This window comes from Comamonas sp. A23, from assembly GCF_004522605.1.
Lineage (GTDB): Bacteria > Pseudomonadota > Gammaproteobacteria > Burkholderiales > Burkholderiaceae_C > Comamonas > Comamonas thiooxydans.
The window spans coordinates 49,512-67,594 of the sequence record NZ_RSDT01000001.1; the positions used below are offsets into that span (position 1 = coordinate 49,512).

An 18,083-nucleotide genomic window follows, 5' to 3' on the forward strand; every position below is an offset into this window, starting at 1 on the left:
ACATGGCCACTTCTGACAATGACATCCTGACAGATGCTCGGGAGCGCATGCGCGCCTGTGTGGATGCCGAGAGCTCTGGACGCTATGAAGCGCTGGATGACCTCAAATTCCTGCTGGGCGGCAAGAACCAGTGGCCCGCGCAGGCAGTGAAGCAGCGTGAGATGGAAGGTCGCCCTTGCATGACCTTCAACCAGTTGCCGGCCATCCTGCAGCAGGTGACGAATGACCAGCGCCAGAACACTCCATCCATCAAGGTTCACCCTGTGGACGACGGCGCGGACGTCGAGACGGCTCAGGTGCTTCAGGGCCTGATTCGCCACATCGAATACAGCAGCGATGCAGACGCGGCCTACGACACGGCGGTCAACTCGGCTGCGGCATGCGGCTTCGGTGTCTGGCGACTGATCACCGAATACGAGGCCCCTAACAGCTTCGATCAGGTGATCCGCTTCCAGCGCATCCGAAACCCGCTGAGCGTCTACATCGATCCATTCGCCCAGTGCCCAGTGGCATCGGACATGCGCTACTGCTTCCTGACAGACCTGATCCCCACAGAGCAATTCAAGCGCGAGTACCCGAATGCCAAGGTCACCGATGGAGTCGAGTGGCAAGGCGTGGGCGACACCTACAAGCAGGGATGGGTGCGCGATGACGGGATCATCGTGGCCGAGTACTACCGCATCGTCCTGACCTCGGACACCCTGGTCTTGATGCAAGACGGCAGCACCGCCTGGAAGTCTGACCTCAGCGAGGATGCCAAGGCCGTCAGCGCCAAGACCCGGCCCAGCATGCGCCGCAAGGTCAAGTGGGCAAAGATCACTGGCTGCGATGTCCTGGAAGAGGCAGAAATACCCGGAAGCTGGATCCCCGTTTTCCCGGTCTATGGACAAGAGCTGGACGTTGAGGGCCAGGTGCACCGCTGGGGCGTGATCCGCAATGCCAAGGACCCGGCCCGCATGTACAACTTCTGGATGACATCGGCCACGGAGGAAGTGGCCATGCGTCCGAAGACGCCATGGGTTGGCGCGAAGGGCCAGTTCGAAGGCGTTGAGCAGCAATGGACCAATGCCAACCGCTCCAGTCAAGCCTATCTTGAATATGAGCCGGTCAGCCTGAACGGCCAGCTTGCGCCGCCTCCCCAGCGTCAGCCCATGGCCGACGTCCCGGTGGGCGTGCTGCAGATGGCCATGCATGCTCGTGACAACCTCAAGAGCACGACTGGCCTTTACGACGCTTCGTTGGGCGCCCAGGGCAACGAGACCAGCGGCCGCGCGATCCTGGCCCGCCAGAAAGAGGGCGACACGGCCAACTATCACTTCGTGGACAACCTGAACCGGGCCATCAAGCATTGCGGCAGGGTGTTGGTGGAGATGATCCCGCACATCTATGACGGTGAGCGCGTCATCCGCATACGAGGCGAGGACGAAGAGATCAGCACGGCTCGGATCAATGCGACGGTCAAGGATGAAGGGGGTGTCGATCGCATCCTGAACGACCTGACTGTCGGCAAGTACGACGTCACGATCACTGCGGGCCCGAGCTACACCACGCAGCGCCAGGAGGCCGCCGAGGCAATGACGCAGTTCGCGCAGTCCTGGCCCAAGCTGATGGACGTGGCCGGCGACAAGGTTGTGGCCAGCATGGACTGGCCCGGCGCCGAAGAGATCGCTGAGCGCATCAAGAAGACCATCCCGCCCAACATCACCGACGACGGCGAGGGCGAACAGCCACAGCTGCCTCCTGAGGTACAGCAGCAGCTTCAGCAGATGGATCAGACGATCCAAGGGCTCACCCAGGAGCTGGAGCAAGCCCAGAGCGGCCTGGAGAAGGCGCGCATCGATGCCGCAAGCCGTGAGCGTGTGGCTGAGATCAACGCCCAGGCCAAGCTTGATGTGGAAGAGCTGAAGGGCATGGTTTCGATGCTGGTCCAGCAGATGGTGCCGCCGCCGGCCCTGGTCGCCGCGGCTGCGCAGACCGGCATGCCGCCACCTCCGATTGGTTCACCGCCTCAACAGATTCCCGAACCACAACAAAACCCGCCAAGTGCGGGTTTTGACGTTTCTGGGCCTGAAGAAATTCGCGCAGACCTGCCGCCCGCAGGGTCTGAGATCGCGCCATTTGCGGGAGAAGGGCTACCGGATGGCCCGCAACTCACCGGGCAGGAGATCGCGGAATGACCGTGCAAACGATGGACCCCGTCCCCACCAATGACGCTCCCCAGGAGCAGCCAGCCAGCGGCCAGGAGCAATCCCAGCAGCAAGCCGAGCAGCACCAGGAAGGACAGCAGCCAGGCGGCGAACAGCAGCCCGGCGAAGGCCAGGAGCAATCCGAGACTGTCGAGCAGCAGCAAAAGAATGGTGGCGTGCAAAAGCGCATCAATGAGCTGACCCGCAAGGCCCATGAAGCCGAGCGCGAAGCGAAGTTCTGGCGCGAACAGCATGCCGCCAAGCAGGGCGCCCTCTCGTCGCAAGACGCACCCAAACCCGCCCGCACTGACTTTGCCAGCGAAGACGAGTACTTGGAGGCAATGACGGATTGGAAGGTTGAGCAGCGATTCAATGCGCACAAGCAGCAGACCGCTGCCGAGCGCGAGAACGAAGCCCAGGCCAAGCACCAATCCACTCGCATTGAGCTTTACCAGCAGCGTGTCGCCGAAAGCGCCGAGTCCATGCCGGACTTCGCCAAGGTCGTTGGCGCAAGCGAAGTTCCCACTGCAGAGCATGTGCTCGAGTCCATCCTGGATTCTGAGTACGGCCCCCAGCTGGCGTACCACCTTGCCAAGGACCCTGACGCCATTCAGCGCCTGAACGACATGAGCCCGCTGCAGGCCGCCCGTGAGATCGGGCGCCTGGAAGCCCAGTTGGGCAAGCCTCAAGGCGAACAGCCACCCCCTCAAAAGCGCACCACCAACGCGCCGGCACCGATTAACCCGGTGCGCGGCGGTAACGGCCAGTTCCTGAAGCCCCCTGAGGCTATGAGTGACGCCGAGTGGTACGCATCTCAACGCAAATGATTTGAAAGGGCCACACCATGGCAAATACCATCCTCACCCACCAGATGATTGCGCGCGAAGCCGCCAAGATGCTGGAGGAAACATCCCCTTTCCTGGCGAACGTGAATCGCGGTCGCCAGGATGAGTTCGGCGAGGCCATCAACGGCTACAAGAAGGGCGAAAAGGTTGATATCGAAGTGCCTCGCGCCGGCGTGGTCTTCGATGGCAAGACCTTCGCCGGTGGCGGCGCGGCTACCGACGTCATCGAGGACAAGGTGCCTCTGGTGCTGGACACTCAAAAGCACATCGGCATCAAGTTCGGCGCCAAGGAAAAGCTACTGGACATCACGGACTTCAAGGAGCGCATTCTGCGCCCTCAGATGACAACGCTCTCATCGGTTGTCGAGGCTGACCTGATCCGCCGCGCGGTTGTGGCCACCCCCAATATGGTGGGCACCCCTGGAACCGCCATCAGCACGATGAAGACCTTTGCTGAAGCACGCGCCGTACTGCAGCGCTACCTGACTCCGGCAGCGGATCGTTCTACTCTGATCAGTTCCGAAATCAACGTTAGCCTGACCGATGAAGCGCGCAAGCTGTTCAACCCCCAGGCAGCCAACTCCAAAGCCTTCTTGGAAGGATCTCTGGGACGTGCGATGGGCTCGGATTTCTACGAACACCAGAGCGTGCCTGTGGTTACCAACGGTGCAGCAGCCACGGTGACGGTGAACGGTGCTGGTCAGACGGGCAACAGCCTGACCATTGCGGCAACTACGCCCGGCTTCATCAAGGGCCAGCTGTTCACGATTGCCGGCGTGTTTGCGGTGCACCCCCTGACGGGCGAGAACACAGGCAAGCTGCAGCAGTTCGTGGCCACCGGTGACGCAGCCAGCACCACGCTGGGCATCTACCCCCCCATCATCCCTGCAGGCCCTGGCAAGAACGTGACCGCCTCTCCGGCAAACGGGGCTGCGCTGACGCTGGTTGGCTCGGCATCCACTGGCTACCGCCAGTCGCTGATGTTCCACAAGGACGCCTTCACCGTGGCTACAGCGCCACTCGGTGTGCTGGCTGGCTGCGAAGGCTACACCGCACGCCTTCCCAACGGCATCAGCGTGCGCGTGATGACTGGTGGCGATTTCACGAATGACCTCGAAAACACCCGTATCGATGTGCTGTATGGCTTCGCCGCCGTGCGCCCGCTGCATGCGGTTCGTGTCACCGAGTGATCTGGCTGCGAATCAAAGGGGCCCTTCGGGGCCTCTTTTCTTTCAAGGAGTGGAAATGTTCCAGGAATACCCCAAGGCCCTCTATAAGGGCGACAGCTATCGCGCTGTTGAAGATGCTGACCAGGAAGCCGAGGCACGAGCCCAAGGCTGGCATGATTTCGGCAAGGCGCCCGAAGCCCCTCAGACGGGCGGCGCTTCGCAATCTGGCGACCAGGCGGCCACCGGCCAGGTGCAAACGACGGTCACGACCACGAGCCGAGGCAAGAAGGCGAAAGCCGACCAGGCGGCCACCGGCCAGGAGGGCTAAGCCATGCGCACAGCTGGAGAAATTGCGCAGCGCGCGCTGATCCGCGCCGGTGTGGTTGCATCCGGCGAGACGCCAACGGCTGCAGAGCTACAGGATGCGGTGACCACGCTGAGCGACATGCTGGACAGCTGGAGCCTTGAGCGTCTGACCGTGTTCGGCACGAAAGAGATGGTTATCCCGGTGGCAGGTCTGTCCCGGATCACCGTTGGCCCCAGTGGCACCCTGGTAGCAGTGCGGCCGAATGCAGTCGTGTCTGCCTTCCTGCGCACCAGCGTGGGAGACACATCTATGAATCAGGCGGCGCCCGAGTTCCTGGATTCGATCCTGCACAAGGACGAAACGGATGTGGACTCGTTCTGGTTTAGCTATGAGGGCGCGATGCCGGATGGTGTCATCCAGATCTGGCCTGTTCCGGACAGCGGTGAGCTTCATCTTCGGGTCACGGCACCAATCGTGCAGATCACCGATGTCAATGAAGAGCTGGATCTGCCACCTGGCTGGAACCATGCAATGGTGCTGAACCTCGCGGTGAATGTGTGCGGCGAATACGGCTTCCAGGTGCCGGAAGGTCTGGCTGCCCTGGCGCAGACCGCCAAGGCCAATATCAAGCGCGCAAACCTGCAGCCAGCGGTTGCCACCTTCGATGTGGCCATCACAGCCAATCGCGATGGCATGGCGGAGTTCTACTATGGCCGTTGATTTCCCATTTGTCGGTGGAAGCTATACCAGCCGCAGTCTGAACTGGGATGCACAACGATCGGTCAACCTGTACCCGGTCCTTTCCGAGTCGGGCACATCCCGCAGCGTTGCCATGCTGACCACCACGCCGGGTCATCGAAAGTGGCTGGACGTCGGCACAGGGCCCATCCGCGGCGAGCTCAAGGTGGCCGGCTTGCTGCTGGTGGTGAGCGGATCGAAGCTGTACCGCGTGTCTGCCGGCAAGGTGATCACAGAGGTTGGCTCTGTGGCGGGTTCTGGCCTGGTCGGCATGGCCAGCAATGGCAAGCAGGTCATGATCGTGACGGGGGCCAGCAGCCCCGGCTATTTCCTCACCATTGCGACCTGGGCGCTCAAGCAGATCGACACGACAGAAGACCCGGACGGTAGCTTCACCGGCGCCGAAACCGTGGACTTTCTGGATGGCCGGTTCGTCTGGCCGCGCCCTGGTACTGGTGAATTTGCTGTCAGTCAGCTCTACGGCACCAAGATTGATGCACTGGAGTTCGCCACGGCCGAAGGCTCACCCGACAACTTGGTGGGCCAGATAGCCGACCATCGAGAGCTCTGGCTTTTTGGTGAATCGACCACCGAGGTCTGGTACACCAGCGGCGACCCGGATTTCCCCCTGGCGCGCATCAGCAACGCCTTCATTGAGCATGGCTGTGCCGCCCCAAAGAGCATTACCAAGCTGGACAACACCGTTTTCTGGCTGGGTGCCGATGATCGTGGCCAGGGCATTCTGTGGCGGGCCAACGGATACACCCCGCAGCGGGTCAGCACTTTCCCCATCGAGGAGGCCTGGGAGGAATACGCGCGCATTGACGATGCGATAGCGTTCACTTACCAGCAGGCCGGCCATAGCTTCTATGTGATCAGCTTCCCCTCGGCGGATGCCACCTGGGTCTACGACGTGGCGGCCAACCTATGGCATGAGCGGTCCTGGCGCGAAAACACTGGCATGAACCTGCAGCACCGGGTGCGCGGCCATGTCCACGCGCATTTCGCTGGTGAGCACCTGGTCGGCGACCACACCACCGGCCGGCTGTATGCGCTGGACCTGAACCATTTCAGGGATGAAGCATTTGGGGATGGCGCTGATGGCGAGTTGATCCCCCGCATCCGTGTCGCTCCGTACATCGAGGGTGACGGAAACCGCCGGCGCGTTCATTCCATGCAGATCGTCATGGAGACAGGCGTAGGCCTGGTGGATGGTCAGGGATCTGATCCCCAGGCCATGCTGCAGTGGTCAGACGATGGCGCTCATACCTGGAGCAGCGAGCACTGGACGGCCATGGGCCGTATTGGTGAACGCAGGACCCGTGCCATGTGGCGCCGTCTTGGAGCCGCTCGTGACCGCGTGTTCAGGGTGCTGGTGACCGACCCTGTGCCGGTCAACATCATCAAGGCGCGCATGGAGGTCTCATGAGTGAAAACATCAGCATCCCTGCTGCGCGGGTGCCTCTGGTTGATGACCAGGGGAGGATTACTCGGGAATGGATGGCATGGTTCCTAGGCATGTTTCAGCGTGTCGGTGGGCCCCAGGGCTTCTCCAACCAGGAACTCTATGGCGATGCCGTGGCGCTGCAGAGCTATGACGAGCTGTTGGAGCGCATTGGCGCCCTGGAGGCTCAGGCAAGAGACTTGAGGCAGGCCATGATGATGATGGCATTGGGTGGGCTAGAGCAGTTCATGGCTACGCCACCTATAGCCATATCGCCTGACACCTTTGCCCGCATCAAAGTTCTTGGAGAAACCGACCTGGCCATGGATAGCGGCAATGTGCGCATTCGCAAAGGCATCAATGACAGTGCGGCGGTTTTTCAGGTCAACGGAGAAAGCGACCAGACGGGCAACGCGCGATTCCGTTCTGGCCTGCATGTGAATGGTGCTTCCGAAGTAGATCTGAACTCTGTAGTGCATGGAACCCAGAAGGTCGACGGCACTTCAGAGGCCGCATCGTTCCTGGTCGGTGGCCAGCAGGTGGTGGGAGCGCGGGTTCCAGGAAACCCAGCATTCACCGCATACGCCGGCCAGACCATGGGGGCGGCATACAGCCAATCCCAGGCACAGACCAATGACAACGCCGTGAAGGCCGTCAGCACCGCCGTCGACGCGCTGGTCACGGCCATGCGAACCCACGGACTCATAGGAGATTGACCCATGTTCATGAATCAACGCGCCAGCGTCCAAGACGCGGTGCTGAGCACAAGTGCGTCCGTTCTTTACACAGCCCCGGCCAACACTGTGGCCCGTCTGTCCAGCGTCACGCTGTCCAACCAGACAGCCAGCGCCGTGAGCGTGAGTGTCTATCTGGTGAAGGCCGGAAGTGCACCAGGCACGCAAAACCGGGTGGTTCCTCCGTATGTTCTGGCCCCCAACGAGGCTTGGACATGCCCGCACCTCAACCACAACCTGAACCCGGGAGACACCCTGCAGGCCCTGGCCGACACCGCCAGCGCTGTGAGCGTCTATGGCTCGGTCATTGAGATGAGCAAGACGTGATCGGGCGGCCTGGGTATGACGAGGCCTGCGCAGAGGCGGCAGCCCAGGCCATGGCCAGCTATGACCCGACATTCGCGGAGCGTGCCAAGCAGACAGAGTTCTGGGGCCTATTCGACCCGGAGCCATGCGGTGCCGTGATCTTTGAAGGCAACGTCATCCATGTGGCCAGCCTCAAGCCCTGCGGTCTGGCAGTCCGTCGCATCGTGCGCCAAGCACTGCAGAACCGAGAAATCCTCTTCGCCCCCATCGCTGAATGGAACACGCCGGCGATACGCCTGGCCGTGGGGCTGGGCTTCAAGCTCGGCATTCAGAGCAGGGGCGTCAATTTGTATTGGAGAACACCATGAGCTTTGTAGGCGATCTGATTGGTGATGTTTTTGGCGGCATCACGGGCGCCAATCAAGCAGCGGAAGGCGCTGACAAGGCGGCAAATGCCCAGATTCAGGCGGCTCGCGAAGCAAACCAGCTCCAGAAGGAGATGTACGACCAGAACCGGGCGGACATGGCTCCTTGGCGTGAAGCCGGCATGGGCACCTTGTCCCAACTGGTGGCCGGCCTGCAGCCAGGCGGCGACTTCAATCGCAGCTTCACGATGAACGACTTCCAGGCCGATCCCGGCTATGCGTTCCGTCAGTCTGAAGGACAGAAGACCATCGACAACAGCGCCGCAGCACGCGGATCTTCTCTGTCAGGCGCCACGCTCAAGGCGTTGAATCGCTTCGGCCAGGACACAGCAAGCAACGAATATCAGAACTCGTACAACCGCTGGAACAACGACATGGCCAACCGGTTCAACCGCCTTTCTGGGGTTGCAGGGACGGGGCAGACGGCAACACAGACCATTGGCAACCAGGGCCAGCAAACAGCCCAGACCATGGGCCAGAACGTCACGGGCGCAGGAAATGCCCGTGCTTCTGGCTATATCGCCCAAGGCAACACCGTGGGCAATACGTTCGGCTCTCTCGCCGGTCTGGCAGGTGGTGCTGGGATGTTGGGCTGGAATCCGTTCAAATAAGGAAGCAGCATGGCAATCGATACTTCGATCTACTCCCAGGTCGGCAAAGGCGGCAACCTTGGTGATCTGGTCAACAGCTATGCCGCTGGGCGCCAGGCGAATATTCAGGGGCGTCTATCTGATCTGCAGCTTTCAGAAGCGGAACGCAATGCTGCCCAAGGCAAGGCCGTAAGCCAGGCCTACTCTGGGAACATTGGCGCTGACGGCACGATCAACCGCACAGGCATGATCAATCAGCTGGCCAGTTCCGGCCAGGGCGGTGCAATTCCTGGGCTGCAGAAGTCTTGGGCCGACCAGGACAAGGCCGCGACTGAGGCAAGCGCCAAGAAGCTTGAGATGGCCAAGAAGCAGCTCGACTACTTCAACGGCTCCATGTCTGGCCTGCTGGCATTGCCTGAGATCACGGACGATGCTTTGATTCGTGCGACATCCGATGCCGTGAACCGTGGCTTCCTCGGGCAAGACCAGGCTATAGCGTTCGTGCGCGGCATGCCGGCGGACCAGAAGGCGCGGCGCGCCATGCTGATGAGCGGCGTCATGCAGTCGACCGACGCTGCCAAGCAGCTGGAGGCATTGCTGCCCAAGGTGCAGGCGCAGAACCTGGGCGGCCGCACTTTGATGGTCGACGTCAATCCGATGACCAATCCAGCAGTTGTAGGCCAATCCATGGAGCGCACAGCCACGCCGGGTGAGGTGGAGCAGCAGCGTCACAATCTGGCGGCCGAAGGCAGTGCAGCCCAGAAGGCAAGCCGTGATCAAACCCAGATCGTTACCGATGCAGACGGCGGCGTGCAACTGGTCAACAAGCAGACCGGTCAGGCCCAGCCTGTGACCGGTGCAGATGGCCAGCCCGTGATCGGGAAGGGCGGCCTGTCGCAAGAGCAGCTCAAGAATGCATCTTCCAAGCAGCAGACGGTGACCATCCTGCGCAAGCAGCTGGAGAACTTGAAAGCTGCGCGCGACAAGCTTGGCACCATGGACTATGGCGTGGTGGCTGGCCGGCAGGCTGTCACCGACTCGGCCCGGGCCTACGATGGTGCGCTGGCGGCGCTGCAGTCGACCGTGCGCCAGCTGACCCGCACGCCGGGCGAAGGCTCCATGTCCGACTATGAGAGCCGCATTGCCCAGGCACAGCTCCCGGGCCGCGTGGATCCGGCTCAGGTGATCGACCAGAAGATCACACAGCTAGAAGACCTGGCCAATGTGATCGAACAAGGCTACAGCTCCATATTGAGCAAGGCCAAGGGCGGTCGCCAGCAGCCGGCACCGGCTGGAAGCGGCGGTGGTGTGCTCATGCCAGCGCAGCAGCCACAGGGCTCGGCTGTCATCGAGCAGGCCCGTCAGGCCATTGCCAGCGGGGCCGACCCTGCGGCCGTGCGCCAGCGACTGCAAAGCATGGGCATTGACCCAAGGGGGCTTGGAAATGGCAACGATTCTCGAACAGGCTCTTGGTAATGCCAATGCCAAGAAGTTTCTGCGCACCGTGGCGCAGGCTGAGGGCACCTACAAGGATGCATCCACGGATCCTTATGGCGTCGCTTTCGGTGGCGGCAGCTTCGATTACACCAAGGGGCACCCCGGCACGCTGCGCGACTTCACCCAGACAGACGGCACCAAGAACAAGACGAGCGCCCATGGCGCCTATCAGTTCCTGAAGCCGACATGGGATGGCCTGCAGCGCGACCTCGGCCTGCCCGACTTCGGCCCGCGCAGTCAGGATCTGGCCGCCCTGGAGCTGGTTCGCCGCGCCGGTGCCCTGGATGACGTGCTGGCCGGAAACTTCGACAAGGCCATTGCCAAGACGGGCAAGACCTGGGCCAGCCTGCCCAGCAGTCCTTATGCGCAGCCCCGGCGCTCAGCCGGTTTTGTGGAGAAAGCCTTGAACGCAGCAGTACCAGCAGCACAGGCCGCAGAGAATCCATTTGCCGATCTGATTCCCCAGGGGAAGAAGACGGTCAGCGCGCCGGCGGCAGCGGCGGAGAATCCCTTTGCTGACCTGATTCCGAAACAGAAAGAGCGCAGCTTTGCCGAGAAGGCTGGCGATGCGATCCGCGATATTCCGCGCCAGGTGGGCCTGACAGCCCGCTATGGCCTGGAGGGTCTGGGTAATGCAGCCGAGATCGTGACGAACCCGATTCGTGATCTGGTCACGGATCCCCTGGTCCGACTCGCCGGCGGGGCGCCCCAGCGCACGCTGAGCGATCTGGTTACTGGTGCCAAGGCTGGCCCGGCACGCAGCAAGAGCACGGGCGATGTGGCTGCGGCCGCCGCCGACTGGCTGGGCCTGCCAAAGCCTCAGACGGCTGGTGAGCGGGTGATTGGTGACGCAGCTCGGATGGTGGCCGGATCTGGCGGGTTTGTGGGAGCAGGGCGCGGCCTGGCAAATGCCGGTGCCAAGACGTTGGGCTCATTCCTGAGCGCAAACCCCACTGTGCAGGCATCGAGCGCCGCGGGCGCTGGCTTGGCTGGCGGCTCTGTGCGCGAATCCGGAGGGAGTGAAGGCGAGCAGGTCCTGGCGTCTGTGCTGGGCGGCTTGGCTGGTGCTGCTGCGCCTGCTGCCGTCAACAGCGTGACGCGCGCCGCGCGCAACGCGCCGGGCCGGCTGGCTGATCTTGTCAACCCCGGACGAAATACGCCAACTCAGCCAGTCGACCTGCAGATTTCTGCGCGGCTGGAAGGCACGGGCGTGGATTGGTCGGCTGTTCCTGAGCGCGTGCGCCAAGCTGTCCGCCAGGATGTTCAGCGCGCTCTGCAGGTCGGGGACGACCTTAATCCAGAGGCCCTGCGCCGGCTGGTCGACTTCCGGACTGTGGGCGCGACTCCGACTCGCGGCACTCTGACTCTGGACCCTGTTCAGATCACGCGCGAGAAGAATCTGGCCAAGACGGGTGCCAACTCGACGCTTGAAAGCGCCCAGCGTCTGGCAAATCTGGAGGCTGCCAACAACCAGGTGCTGATTCGCCAGCTCAATGGCATGGGGGCAGATGCAACCCAGGATGCAGCCAAGGCCTTTGGAGATCGAGGCGTCGGTGGCCTGCAGGGCTGGCTGGATTCTCAGAAGGCCAATGTGGACCGGCTTTACCAAGCCGCGCGCGACAGCGGCGGACGGTCGGCACCTCTGGATGGGTCTACCTTCACGCGCCGGGCTTCCGAGTTGCTGGACGAAAACCTGCTGGGCGGATCGCTACCGAAGGATGTGGAGACGCATCTGAATAGCATTGCTCAGGGCAAGGTGCCATTCAATGTGGACTATGCAGAGCAGTTGAAAACCAGAATCGGCAAGCTGCAGCGCGGAACCAGCGACGGCAGCGCCCGCATGGCACTTGGGGTGGTGCGTCAAGCTCTGGAGGAAACTCCACTGCTGAACGCCGGCGCAAGCCTGGGTGATGACGCCATCGGTGCCTTCAACTCTGCTCGGACCGCAAACCGCCAGATGATGCAGCAGATCGAGAAGGTCCCTGCGCTCAAGTCTCTGTATGACGGGAAGATCGCGCCGGATGACTTCATCAAGCGCTATGTGACCAGCCCAACTGCCAAAGTCCGGGATGTGGCCGAGATGGTAAAGGTAATGGACAGCAGCGGAAAGCAGGCGCTTCGCGACGGGGTTCTGGGTGAGCTGAAGGCTGCGGCCGTGGGAACTGTGGAAGATGAGGCAGCGAGATTCAGTGCTTCTGCATTCCGCAAGGCCCTGGACCGACTTGGTGACCGCAAATTGAGCCTGATCCTATCGAAAGAAGAGATCAACCAGCTCAAGGCTCTGTCTCGGGTTGCTGACTACACCACGGCTCAGCCAGTTGGCGCAGCGGTGAACAACAGCAATTCCGGTGCGCTTGTCGTCGGAAAGGCGATGGATGGCCTGAAGCTGCTTGGCCAGGTACCTGGTCTGAGGATGTTGGGCAATCTTGGCGCTGATGGCCTGCAACTGGCGGTGCGCACATCTCAGCAGAACAGCGCAATGAACGCGGTGCCCAGCATCGTGCTCAGGCCTGAGGTTCAGCGGCAGCTGACGCTGGGCAGCTTGGCCCGGCCAGCGTCCCTGTCTTCTGCGCTATTTGCCGCGCCACTCTCTCCACAGGCAGATCAGAACGATTGAGATCGCCCAGCCGATGGTGATGGGGTTGATGCCAGTCTCGCGTATCCACGCGCTGACGATCCGGTCAAGTTCCTGAAGCATCCGCGAATCCTAACGAAAAGCACCACAGCCGCCTAGAGCGGCTTTTTTCATAGACGCCGAAGCATAGAGCCGGGGGTATTGGAGAGATCCAGATTGGAATTCTCCGACCCCAGGTAGCCACAGCCGATTTGAAACTGTTGACTTAACCCACAACCACAAAGCGAAAGCCCCAGAGCGTATCCAGCGCCTGGGGCTTTCTTGTTTCCACCCCTTGAAGAGAGCAAGGAGAAGAAAGTCCGTGAAGTTTACCAAGATGACCATTACAGGACAACTCGATGAGAAGGGCGCCAAGCAAGTCGCATCCTGCGTTGCGAGGTCCTATCTCATCGCTTCGATTGGCGCCGCCATGGGTGGCGCTGCTGCGTTGATCTACGCCATTCGCTGGTGGTAGCCAGCACCTGAAACTCGTTCCAAACCTCAGCCCGCCACGGTTCGCCTTAGCGGGTTTTTTTTATTGCAGGAGCCGCAATGGCCACTTCTGTAGTCTTCCCCCGCGTCCAGTTCTTTGCGAACAACGGGCGACCGCTGATCGGTGGCCGCATCCATACCTATGTTGCTGGCAGCAGCACACGTGCGCCTACGTACAAGGATGCTGCGCGGGCTCAGCCTAATGCCAACCCCATCATCTTGGACGGTCGTGGCGAAGCATCCATTTATCTGGACATCGGCGTCGAATACAAGTTCGTCGTAGAGGACAGCAAGGGCGCTCTTCTGCTGACCCAGGATCCTGTGTATGGCGCCATCTGGCCTGATGCAGCAAGCTGGCCCAGTGATGCGACGCTTGCCTATCAGTACATGCTGGAGGCAAAGGCCGCAGCTGGTGCGATTGGACCTCTGAAGTTCTATAGCACCTATGCTCAGGCACTGGCAGACATTGCGAACATTCCTCTTGATGGATTGATCGAAATTTCCCAGGATGAGACCCATGGTGGAGCTAGGGCCCGCTACTTCAAACGAGTTGGGAATGTTTTTGAATTCTCGGTAAATTTAGATCAGCTCCGACTGGATCTATTGGCAAGTAATGGAGCAGAGCGTGTAAATGTCCGCCAAGCTCCCGATGCAGTAGTTCGAAGCGTTGCTGAAGTTCTGTCTAATGGCGCTATCAGTCCATTTATTTATGGCGGCAATTGGGACGGCGTTGGAGATGATACGGAGGCAATAAGAAAAGCCCATGCTTTGGCGAATTTGAAGCGAGTACCTGTCAGCTATGCAGGAATTTCAAAATTTTGCATACAGGCTAATGCAAGAATCCCCGTATACACCAGTGTTGATTTTTTCAGCGCTCGGATGGTAATCCTTGGTGGTGTTGAAGCATCGCCAAGCTTTGATAGTTTTAATACCATATTTATATTCAGCGATCCGGATTGCCCTCTTGTGACTGTGACCGGACCTGTTCTAGCAACAAACTTGGTACGCGGTGCAATATTCCCTACAAGGGGATTATTTGATGGGCATGGTTATGCGAAGCTTGAATGCGGTCTTCAAGTCCCAGATCGCGCAAAGACTGGAACTCAGAATTACACGCAGGCTTTCAAGGTAAATCGTGCCAGCAAGGTATCTCACCCATTGAGTTCTAACTGCTCAGCATTTGCATCTGCAATCACTGTCAGCTATAGGAAGACGTCAAAAACACCTCTCACCATTTCCAATGTTGGATTGGTTGAGGGTGCATGGAATAACCAGAGAGTGTTCCAAATTGAGCGTTGCAACACGCACATCAAAAACTTCGATTTGCTGTTTGATGGTGATGGCGCTCAATACAACAACGTGAGCGAAATAGTCTGCCTTCTGGACGTTTCCGATGTGACGATTGACGGGTACATGACAACCGGGAGGCCAGTCACTACCAGCACCGGGTCGTATTGCCTTGCTATCTATGGCGGGGCGGACATCTATGTGGACAACATGGAGGCCCTGACCGGGTGGGGCGCCATTGGATCGAACAATGTGAACGGTTTGTACTTTGAGGATTGCATCCTGAATAGAGTGGATGCTCACAGTTCTGGGCACAACATCTTCGTTGAAGAATGCGCGCTGCACGATATCGGAGTGAAGATCGGCTGGGGTGGTGGCGTGGTGAAGGTAACAAACACCACACTTTATGGGTGCCCTGCGATTTCGACTCGGGATGATTATGGCGGCCATTTTGATGGCGCGTGGATTGTGGATGGCTTTGAGATATCCATGGGAAATTCCTTTGGGACGTTCCCTGTGATTGATTGCGCGACCGCACCTATTGGGGCGAGCACCGCAATCCAACCTCCTGATTCGATTGTCAGCAACCTTCAGCGTGTGGCTGGGTCGACGGCGGCGGGTGGGGAGATTACTCCTGTCGCAATCAAGATCCGTCAAAACGGCGATCAAGTGCGGGCACCTAACCTTGTGTCTGTCTCCAACATTGAGAGCTCGGAAGGATGGCGTTTCAGTCTGAAGCTGGACTGGATGAACTTCATCACGAATGCTCGGGGAGAGATGCGCGTCAATATCAATGATGTAGATGCTTCGATGCGGGCGAATACCTCTTCGGGAGTTCAAGGTTATCCAGCATTTGCCTCAACTCCCGCCACCAGGGCATTTCTCAGCATCAACTGCTCAGCGGTAAGAAATCTTGCTTTGCGCTGTTTGCGTCCCGACATCACGTCTATTGATCTTCTCGACTGCGCGTTGAATGAAGCCACAGTTCCGAACCCATCACGCCTGAAGATTCTTGGCGGCCAACTCATCGCACCTACAGAAGGTGCATCCACTGTGGTGATCGGCGCGCTTCGCGGAGTCGCAACTCGTGAATACACATTCCTTCAAGGCGTGACGGTATCGCCCTATGCCGAATGGGATCTTTCAAAGGTTGCAGCTCTGAGCGGAGTGTTGGTTGAGCGCGGAACTCTTACCGCAACGCTTCCGTCTGGTGTTACGCCTGCAATGGCATTCACTGGCTGGAATGACGGTGTGATTTTTCCATGAGGGAGGGATATGGACGACTACGGCAACGAGCTGCCAGCGTTGACTCGGCAGCAGATCAATGACCGGTTTGATAAAGGAAGCGAGCGTATGGCAGCCATAGAGCGCGAGCTGGGAAAGACCCGGCAGGAACTGCACGAGCTCAAGCAGCAGCTGTCCGACCTGCTGGAGTTCTTCACCGCCATGCGCGGGGCCTTCAAGGTTTTGAACTGGCTCGGGAAGCTGGCCAAGCCGGTGGCGTATGTGGTAATGCTGGGAACGGCATTGCTTGGGTTCTGGACTGCAGTCCGTGCCGGAGGTGGTCGATGAGCTGGAAAGCGAAATTCATAGCCATCGTTGGTGCCGGCGCGGCTGCCATGGCGGTGCCCTTGGTGCAGCACTATGAGGGCACAGTGTTCAGCACCTACCGTGACCCGGTCGGTATCATCACGGCCTGCACGGGGCATACCGGGCCTGAGCTCAAGATGGGGCAGACCTATACCCGTGAGCAATGCGAGGACATGCTCTACAAGGACCTGGCCAAGCATGCAGATGCACTGAACTGCGTTCGCGCGCCACTGACCGACGGCCAGCGGGCGGCATTTCTCAGCTTCGCCTTCAATGTGGGGGATGACGCTTTCTGCCGCAGCACCCTGGTGCGCAAGGCCAACGCAGGCGACATCAATGGTGCCTGCGCAGAGCTGAGCCGCTGGACCTATGCCAGCGGCAAGCAGCTGCCAGGCTTGGTGCGACGCCGTGCTGCTGAGCGGCAACTGTGCGAAGTGGGGCTGGCATGACCGGCCGCGCCAAGGCCCTGGTGCTGGCCGTGCTGCTGGCCGTGCTGCTGGCCATGGCTTTTTCCGCCGGCTGGTGGGTCAATGCCCAGCGCGCTGAAGCCCGCATATCGCTCCTGAAAAAAGAGCATGCCGAGCAGAAGATGCGTGCTGGCGCGTCGGCTTTGGCTGCCTATTCACGCATGGAGAAAACCAAGGATGACGCAATCAAATCTGCCCAGGCACGAGCCGAAAGCCTCCAGGCTGATGCTGGTGCTGCTGCCGCTGCTGCTGACGGCCTGCGCAAGCAACTCGCCGGCGTGCCAGCCCGTATCGCAGCCGCTTCCCGCGTCGCCGTCGATGAGTACGCCGCAACCGCAGGAGAGCTACTCGGCGCGTGCACAGCGGAATATCAGTGGATGGCAAGACAAGCTGATGGCCACGCAAATGATGCGAGAATGATCACCGAATCTTGGCCGCGCTGAACAAACGCAAAAAAGCCCCCTCGACACCCAAATCAGGTGCGAGGGGGCTCTTTTTTTGTGCGGGAGATTTTGCCAACATGGGCGGTAAACCATGCGCTGAGTGCAGGCCTTGAGCCTTGGTCTTCATAGCGTCACAGGAATTCGCAAACAGCGAGCACGCCGCTTTTAATCCGTTGGTCGCGAGTTCGAATCTCGCAGGACCCACCAGAATACATAAGCCGCTACAGCTGTTAAAGCTGTAGCGGCTTTTATGTTTTATTCCCGTGGTGGAGCATTCATCGCTCCAAGGAATTGCGGTTGGCCCTCCTTGCGCGTTCATGGACACGGGTGGCCCTTGCTCTGTCGGCCTGCGGTTCGGGTAGCGCTCCGTATCGATTCCTGTGCCGGGTTATCAATCAACAGAAACGACTCTTGCGAGGCTGAGTGGCCTCTGCAGCCAGGTTTTGTGCTTCGCCAAAGGCTTTGTCCGTCGGAGTAGCGAACCTGCTTTCCGCTGGACAGGCAGCGGCTCAGCAGATCGGTCAGTGGAAGTGATGCTGGAGCCAGGCCTTGTCTTCTGGCGGGCCAGCGGTGCTGGCGCTGGTCGCCGTGTGCTTGCCGAAAAAGCAGAACCCCGCTCAGTTCACAGTGGCGGGGTTCGTCAGGAGATCGGAGACCGAGCTGTTGTTATGGGGTTTTGCTTCTTCCCCGGTAGTTCAGGTCAGTGGCCGAGTAGTTCTCACGCTTGCGCCAGTCCATTTGAATCGGGCCGGCGTGGTTGGCAGGATAGGTGATGCGCTCTTTTTCGCGATTGAGTTCCCACTGCTTTGCATCCACGATGCGATGGACTGTGGACTCTTTGGATTTGCTCATGGGGAAGGCGACCTTCAATCAAGTTTCTGAACCTAAAGAAGACGGTACAGCTGCCGGGATGGCGAGTCCAGTGAATTCGCATGATGAATGACGGATC

18 protein-coding genes are annotated in these 18,083 nt (G+C 60.0%); 17 read left to right on the forward strand and 1 reads right to left on the reverse strand.

Annotation, left to right across the window (positions count from 1 at the left end; genetic code table 11):
• The first annotated feature begins 2 nt into the window (after positions 1 to 2).
• The 17 genes from EIC84_RS00315 to EIC84_RS00385 all read left to right on the forward strand — a co-directional run bounded on the left by EIC84_RS00315 (position 3) and on the right by EIC84_RS00385 (position 17,134).
• Positions 3 to 2,177 carry a portal protein gene (locus EIC84_RS00315; protein ID WP_003071481.1) on the forward strand — a complete coding sequence of 725 codons (2,175 nt, stop codon included), beginning with the start codon at positions 3 to 5 and terminating at the stop codon, positions 2,175 to 2,177.
• The gene (locus EIC84_RS00320; protein ID WP_003071483.1) at positions 2,174 to 3,013 is read left to right on the forward strand and encodes a hypothetical protein; all 840 of its coding nucleotides are present in this window, start codon (positions 2,174 to 2,176) and stop codon (positions 3,011 to 3,013) included. Before EIC84_RS00315 ends, EIC84_RS00320 begins: the two co-directional genes overlap by 4 nt.
• A 17-nt stretch (positions 3,014 to 3,030) precedes the next feature.
• Positions 3,031 to 4,221, forward strand: coding sequence for a P22 phage major capsid protein family protein (locus EIC84_RS00325; RefSeq protein WP_003071486.1), 1,191 nt, complete (start codon positions 3,031 to 3,033; stop codon positions 4,219 to 4,221).
• Positions 4,222 to 4,276: 55 nt separating this feature from the next.
• On the forward strand, positions 4,277 to 4,528 hold the full coding sequence (locus tag EIC84_RS00330) for a hypothetical protein (RefSeq protein WP_003071490.1): 252 nt from the start codon (positions 4,277 to 4,279) through the stop codon (positions 4,526 to 4,528).
• Between the two features lie 3 nt (positions 4,529 to 4,531).
• Positions 4,532 to 5,227, forward strand: coding sequence for a hypothetical protein (locus EIC84_RS25875; protein WP_003071492.1), 696 nt, complete (start codon positions 4,532 to 4,534; stop codon positions 5,225 to 5,227).
• Entirely contained in the window at positions 5,217 to 6,674 is a 1,458-nt protein-coding gene (locus EIC84_RS00335; RefSeq protein WP_003071495.1) for a packaged DNA stabilization protein, read from the forward strand. Before EIC84_RS25875 ends, EIC84_RS00335 begins: the two co-directional genes overlap by 11 nt.
• Entirely contained in the window at positions 6,671 to 7,405 is a 735-nt protein-coding gene (locus EIC84_RS00340) for a hypothetical protein (RefSeq protein WP_131361401.1), read from the forward strand. Before EIC84_RS00335 ends, EIC84_RS00340 begins: the two co-directional genes overlap by 4 nt.
• Before the next feature lie 3 nt (positions 7,406 to 7,408).
• Positions 7,409 to 7,750, forward strand: a complete 342-nt coding sequence (locus tag EIC84_RS00345) for a hypothetical protein (RefSeq protein WP_003071500.1) — start codon at positions 7,409 to 7,411, stop codon at positions 7,748 to 7,750.
• The gene (locus EIC84_RS00350; RefSeq protein ID WP_003071503.1) at positions 7,747 to 8,097 is read left to right on the forward strand and encodes a hypothetical protein; all 351 of its coding nucleotides are present in this window, start codon (positions 7,747 to 7,749) and stop codon (positions 8,095 to 8,097) included. Before EIC84_RS00345 ends, EIC84_RS00350 begins: the two co-directional genes overlap by 4 nt.
• The gene (locus tag EIC84_RS00355; protein WP_003071505.1) at positions 8,094 to 8,765 is read left to right on the forward strand and encodes a hypothetical protein; all 672 of its coding nucleotides are present in this window, start codon (positions 8,094 to 8,096) and stop codon (positions 8,763 to 8,765) included. The genes EIC84_RS00350 and EIC84_RS00355 overlap by 4 nt, the downstream gene beginning before the upstream one ends.
• A 9-nt stretch (positions 8,766 to 8,774) precedes the next feature.
• Positions 8,775 to 10,220, forward strand: coding sequence for a hypothetical protein (locus EIC84_RS00360; protein WP_003071506.1), 1,446 nt, complete (start codon positions 8,775 to 8,777; stop codon positions 10,218 to 10,220).
• Complete coding sequence (locus tag EIC84_RS00365; RefSeq protein WP_003071508.1) at positions 10,189 to 12,858, forward strand: glycoside hydrolase family 104 protein; 2,670 nt, start codon at positions 10,189 to 10,191, stop codon at positions 12,856 to 12,858. The genes EIC84_RS00360 and EIC84_RS00365 overlap by 32 nt, the downstream gene beginning before the upstream one ends.
• Before the next feature lie 319 nt (positions 12,859 to 13,177).
• Positions 13,178 to 13,330, forward strand: a complete 153-nt coding sequence (locus tag EIC84_RS25880; RefSeq protein ID WP_003071510.1) for a hypothetical protein — start codon at positions 13,178 to 13,180, stop codon at positions 13,328 to 13,330.
• Between the two features lie 77 nt (positions 13,331 to 13,407).
• A complete protein-coding gene (locus EIC84_RS00370) occupies positions 13,408 to 15,900 on the forward strand; it encodes a hypothetical protein (RefSeq protein ID WP_131361403.1) in 2,493 nt (830 codons plus the stop codon).
• Between the two features lie 9 nt (positions 15,901 to 15,909).
• Complete coding sequence (locus tag EIC84_RS00375) at positions 15,910 to 16,206, forward strand: hypothetical protein (RefSeq protein WP_003071517.1); 297 nt, start codon at positions 15,910 to 15,912, stop codon at positions 16,204 to 16,206.
• The gene (locus EIC84_RS00380) at positions 16,203 to 16,673 is read left to right on the forward strand and encodes a lysozyme (protein WP_003071519.1); all 471 of its coding nucleotides are present in this window, start codon (positions 16,203 to 16,205) and stop codon (positions 16,671 to 16,673) included. Before EIC84_RS00375 ends, EIC84_RS00380 begins: the two co-directional genes overlap by 4 nt.
• Positions 16,670 to 17,134: a hypothetical protein gene (locus EIC84_RS00385; protein WP_003071521.1), complete on the forward strand. Its 465-nt coding sequence runs from the start codon at positions 16,670 to 16,672 to the stop codon at positions 17,132 to 17,134. Before EIC84_RS00380 ends, EIC84_RS00385 begins: the two co-directional genes overlap by 4 nt.
• A gap of 666 nt (positions 17,135 to 17,800) precedes the next feature.
• Here EIC84_RS00385 and EIC84_RS00390 read toward each other — a convergent pair.
• The gene (locus tag EIC84_RS00390; RefSeq protein WP_003070780.1) at positions 17,801 to 17,986 is read right to left on the reverse strand and encodes a hypothetical protein; all 186 of its coding nucleotides are present in this window, start codon (positions 17,984 to 17,986) and stop codon (positions 17,801 to 17,803) included.
• Between the last annotated feature and the right edge of the window lie 97 nt (positions 17,987 to 18,083).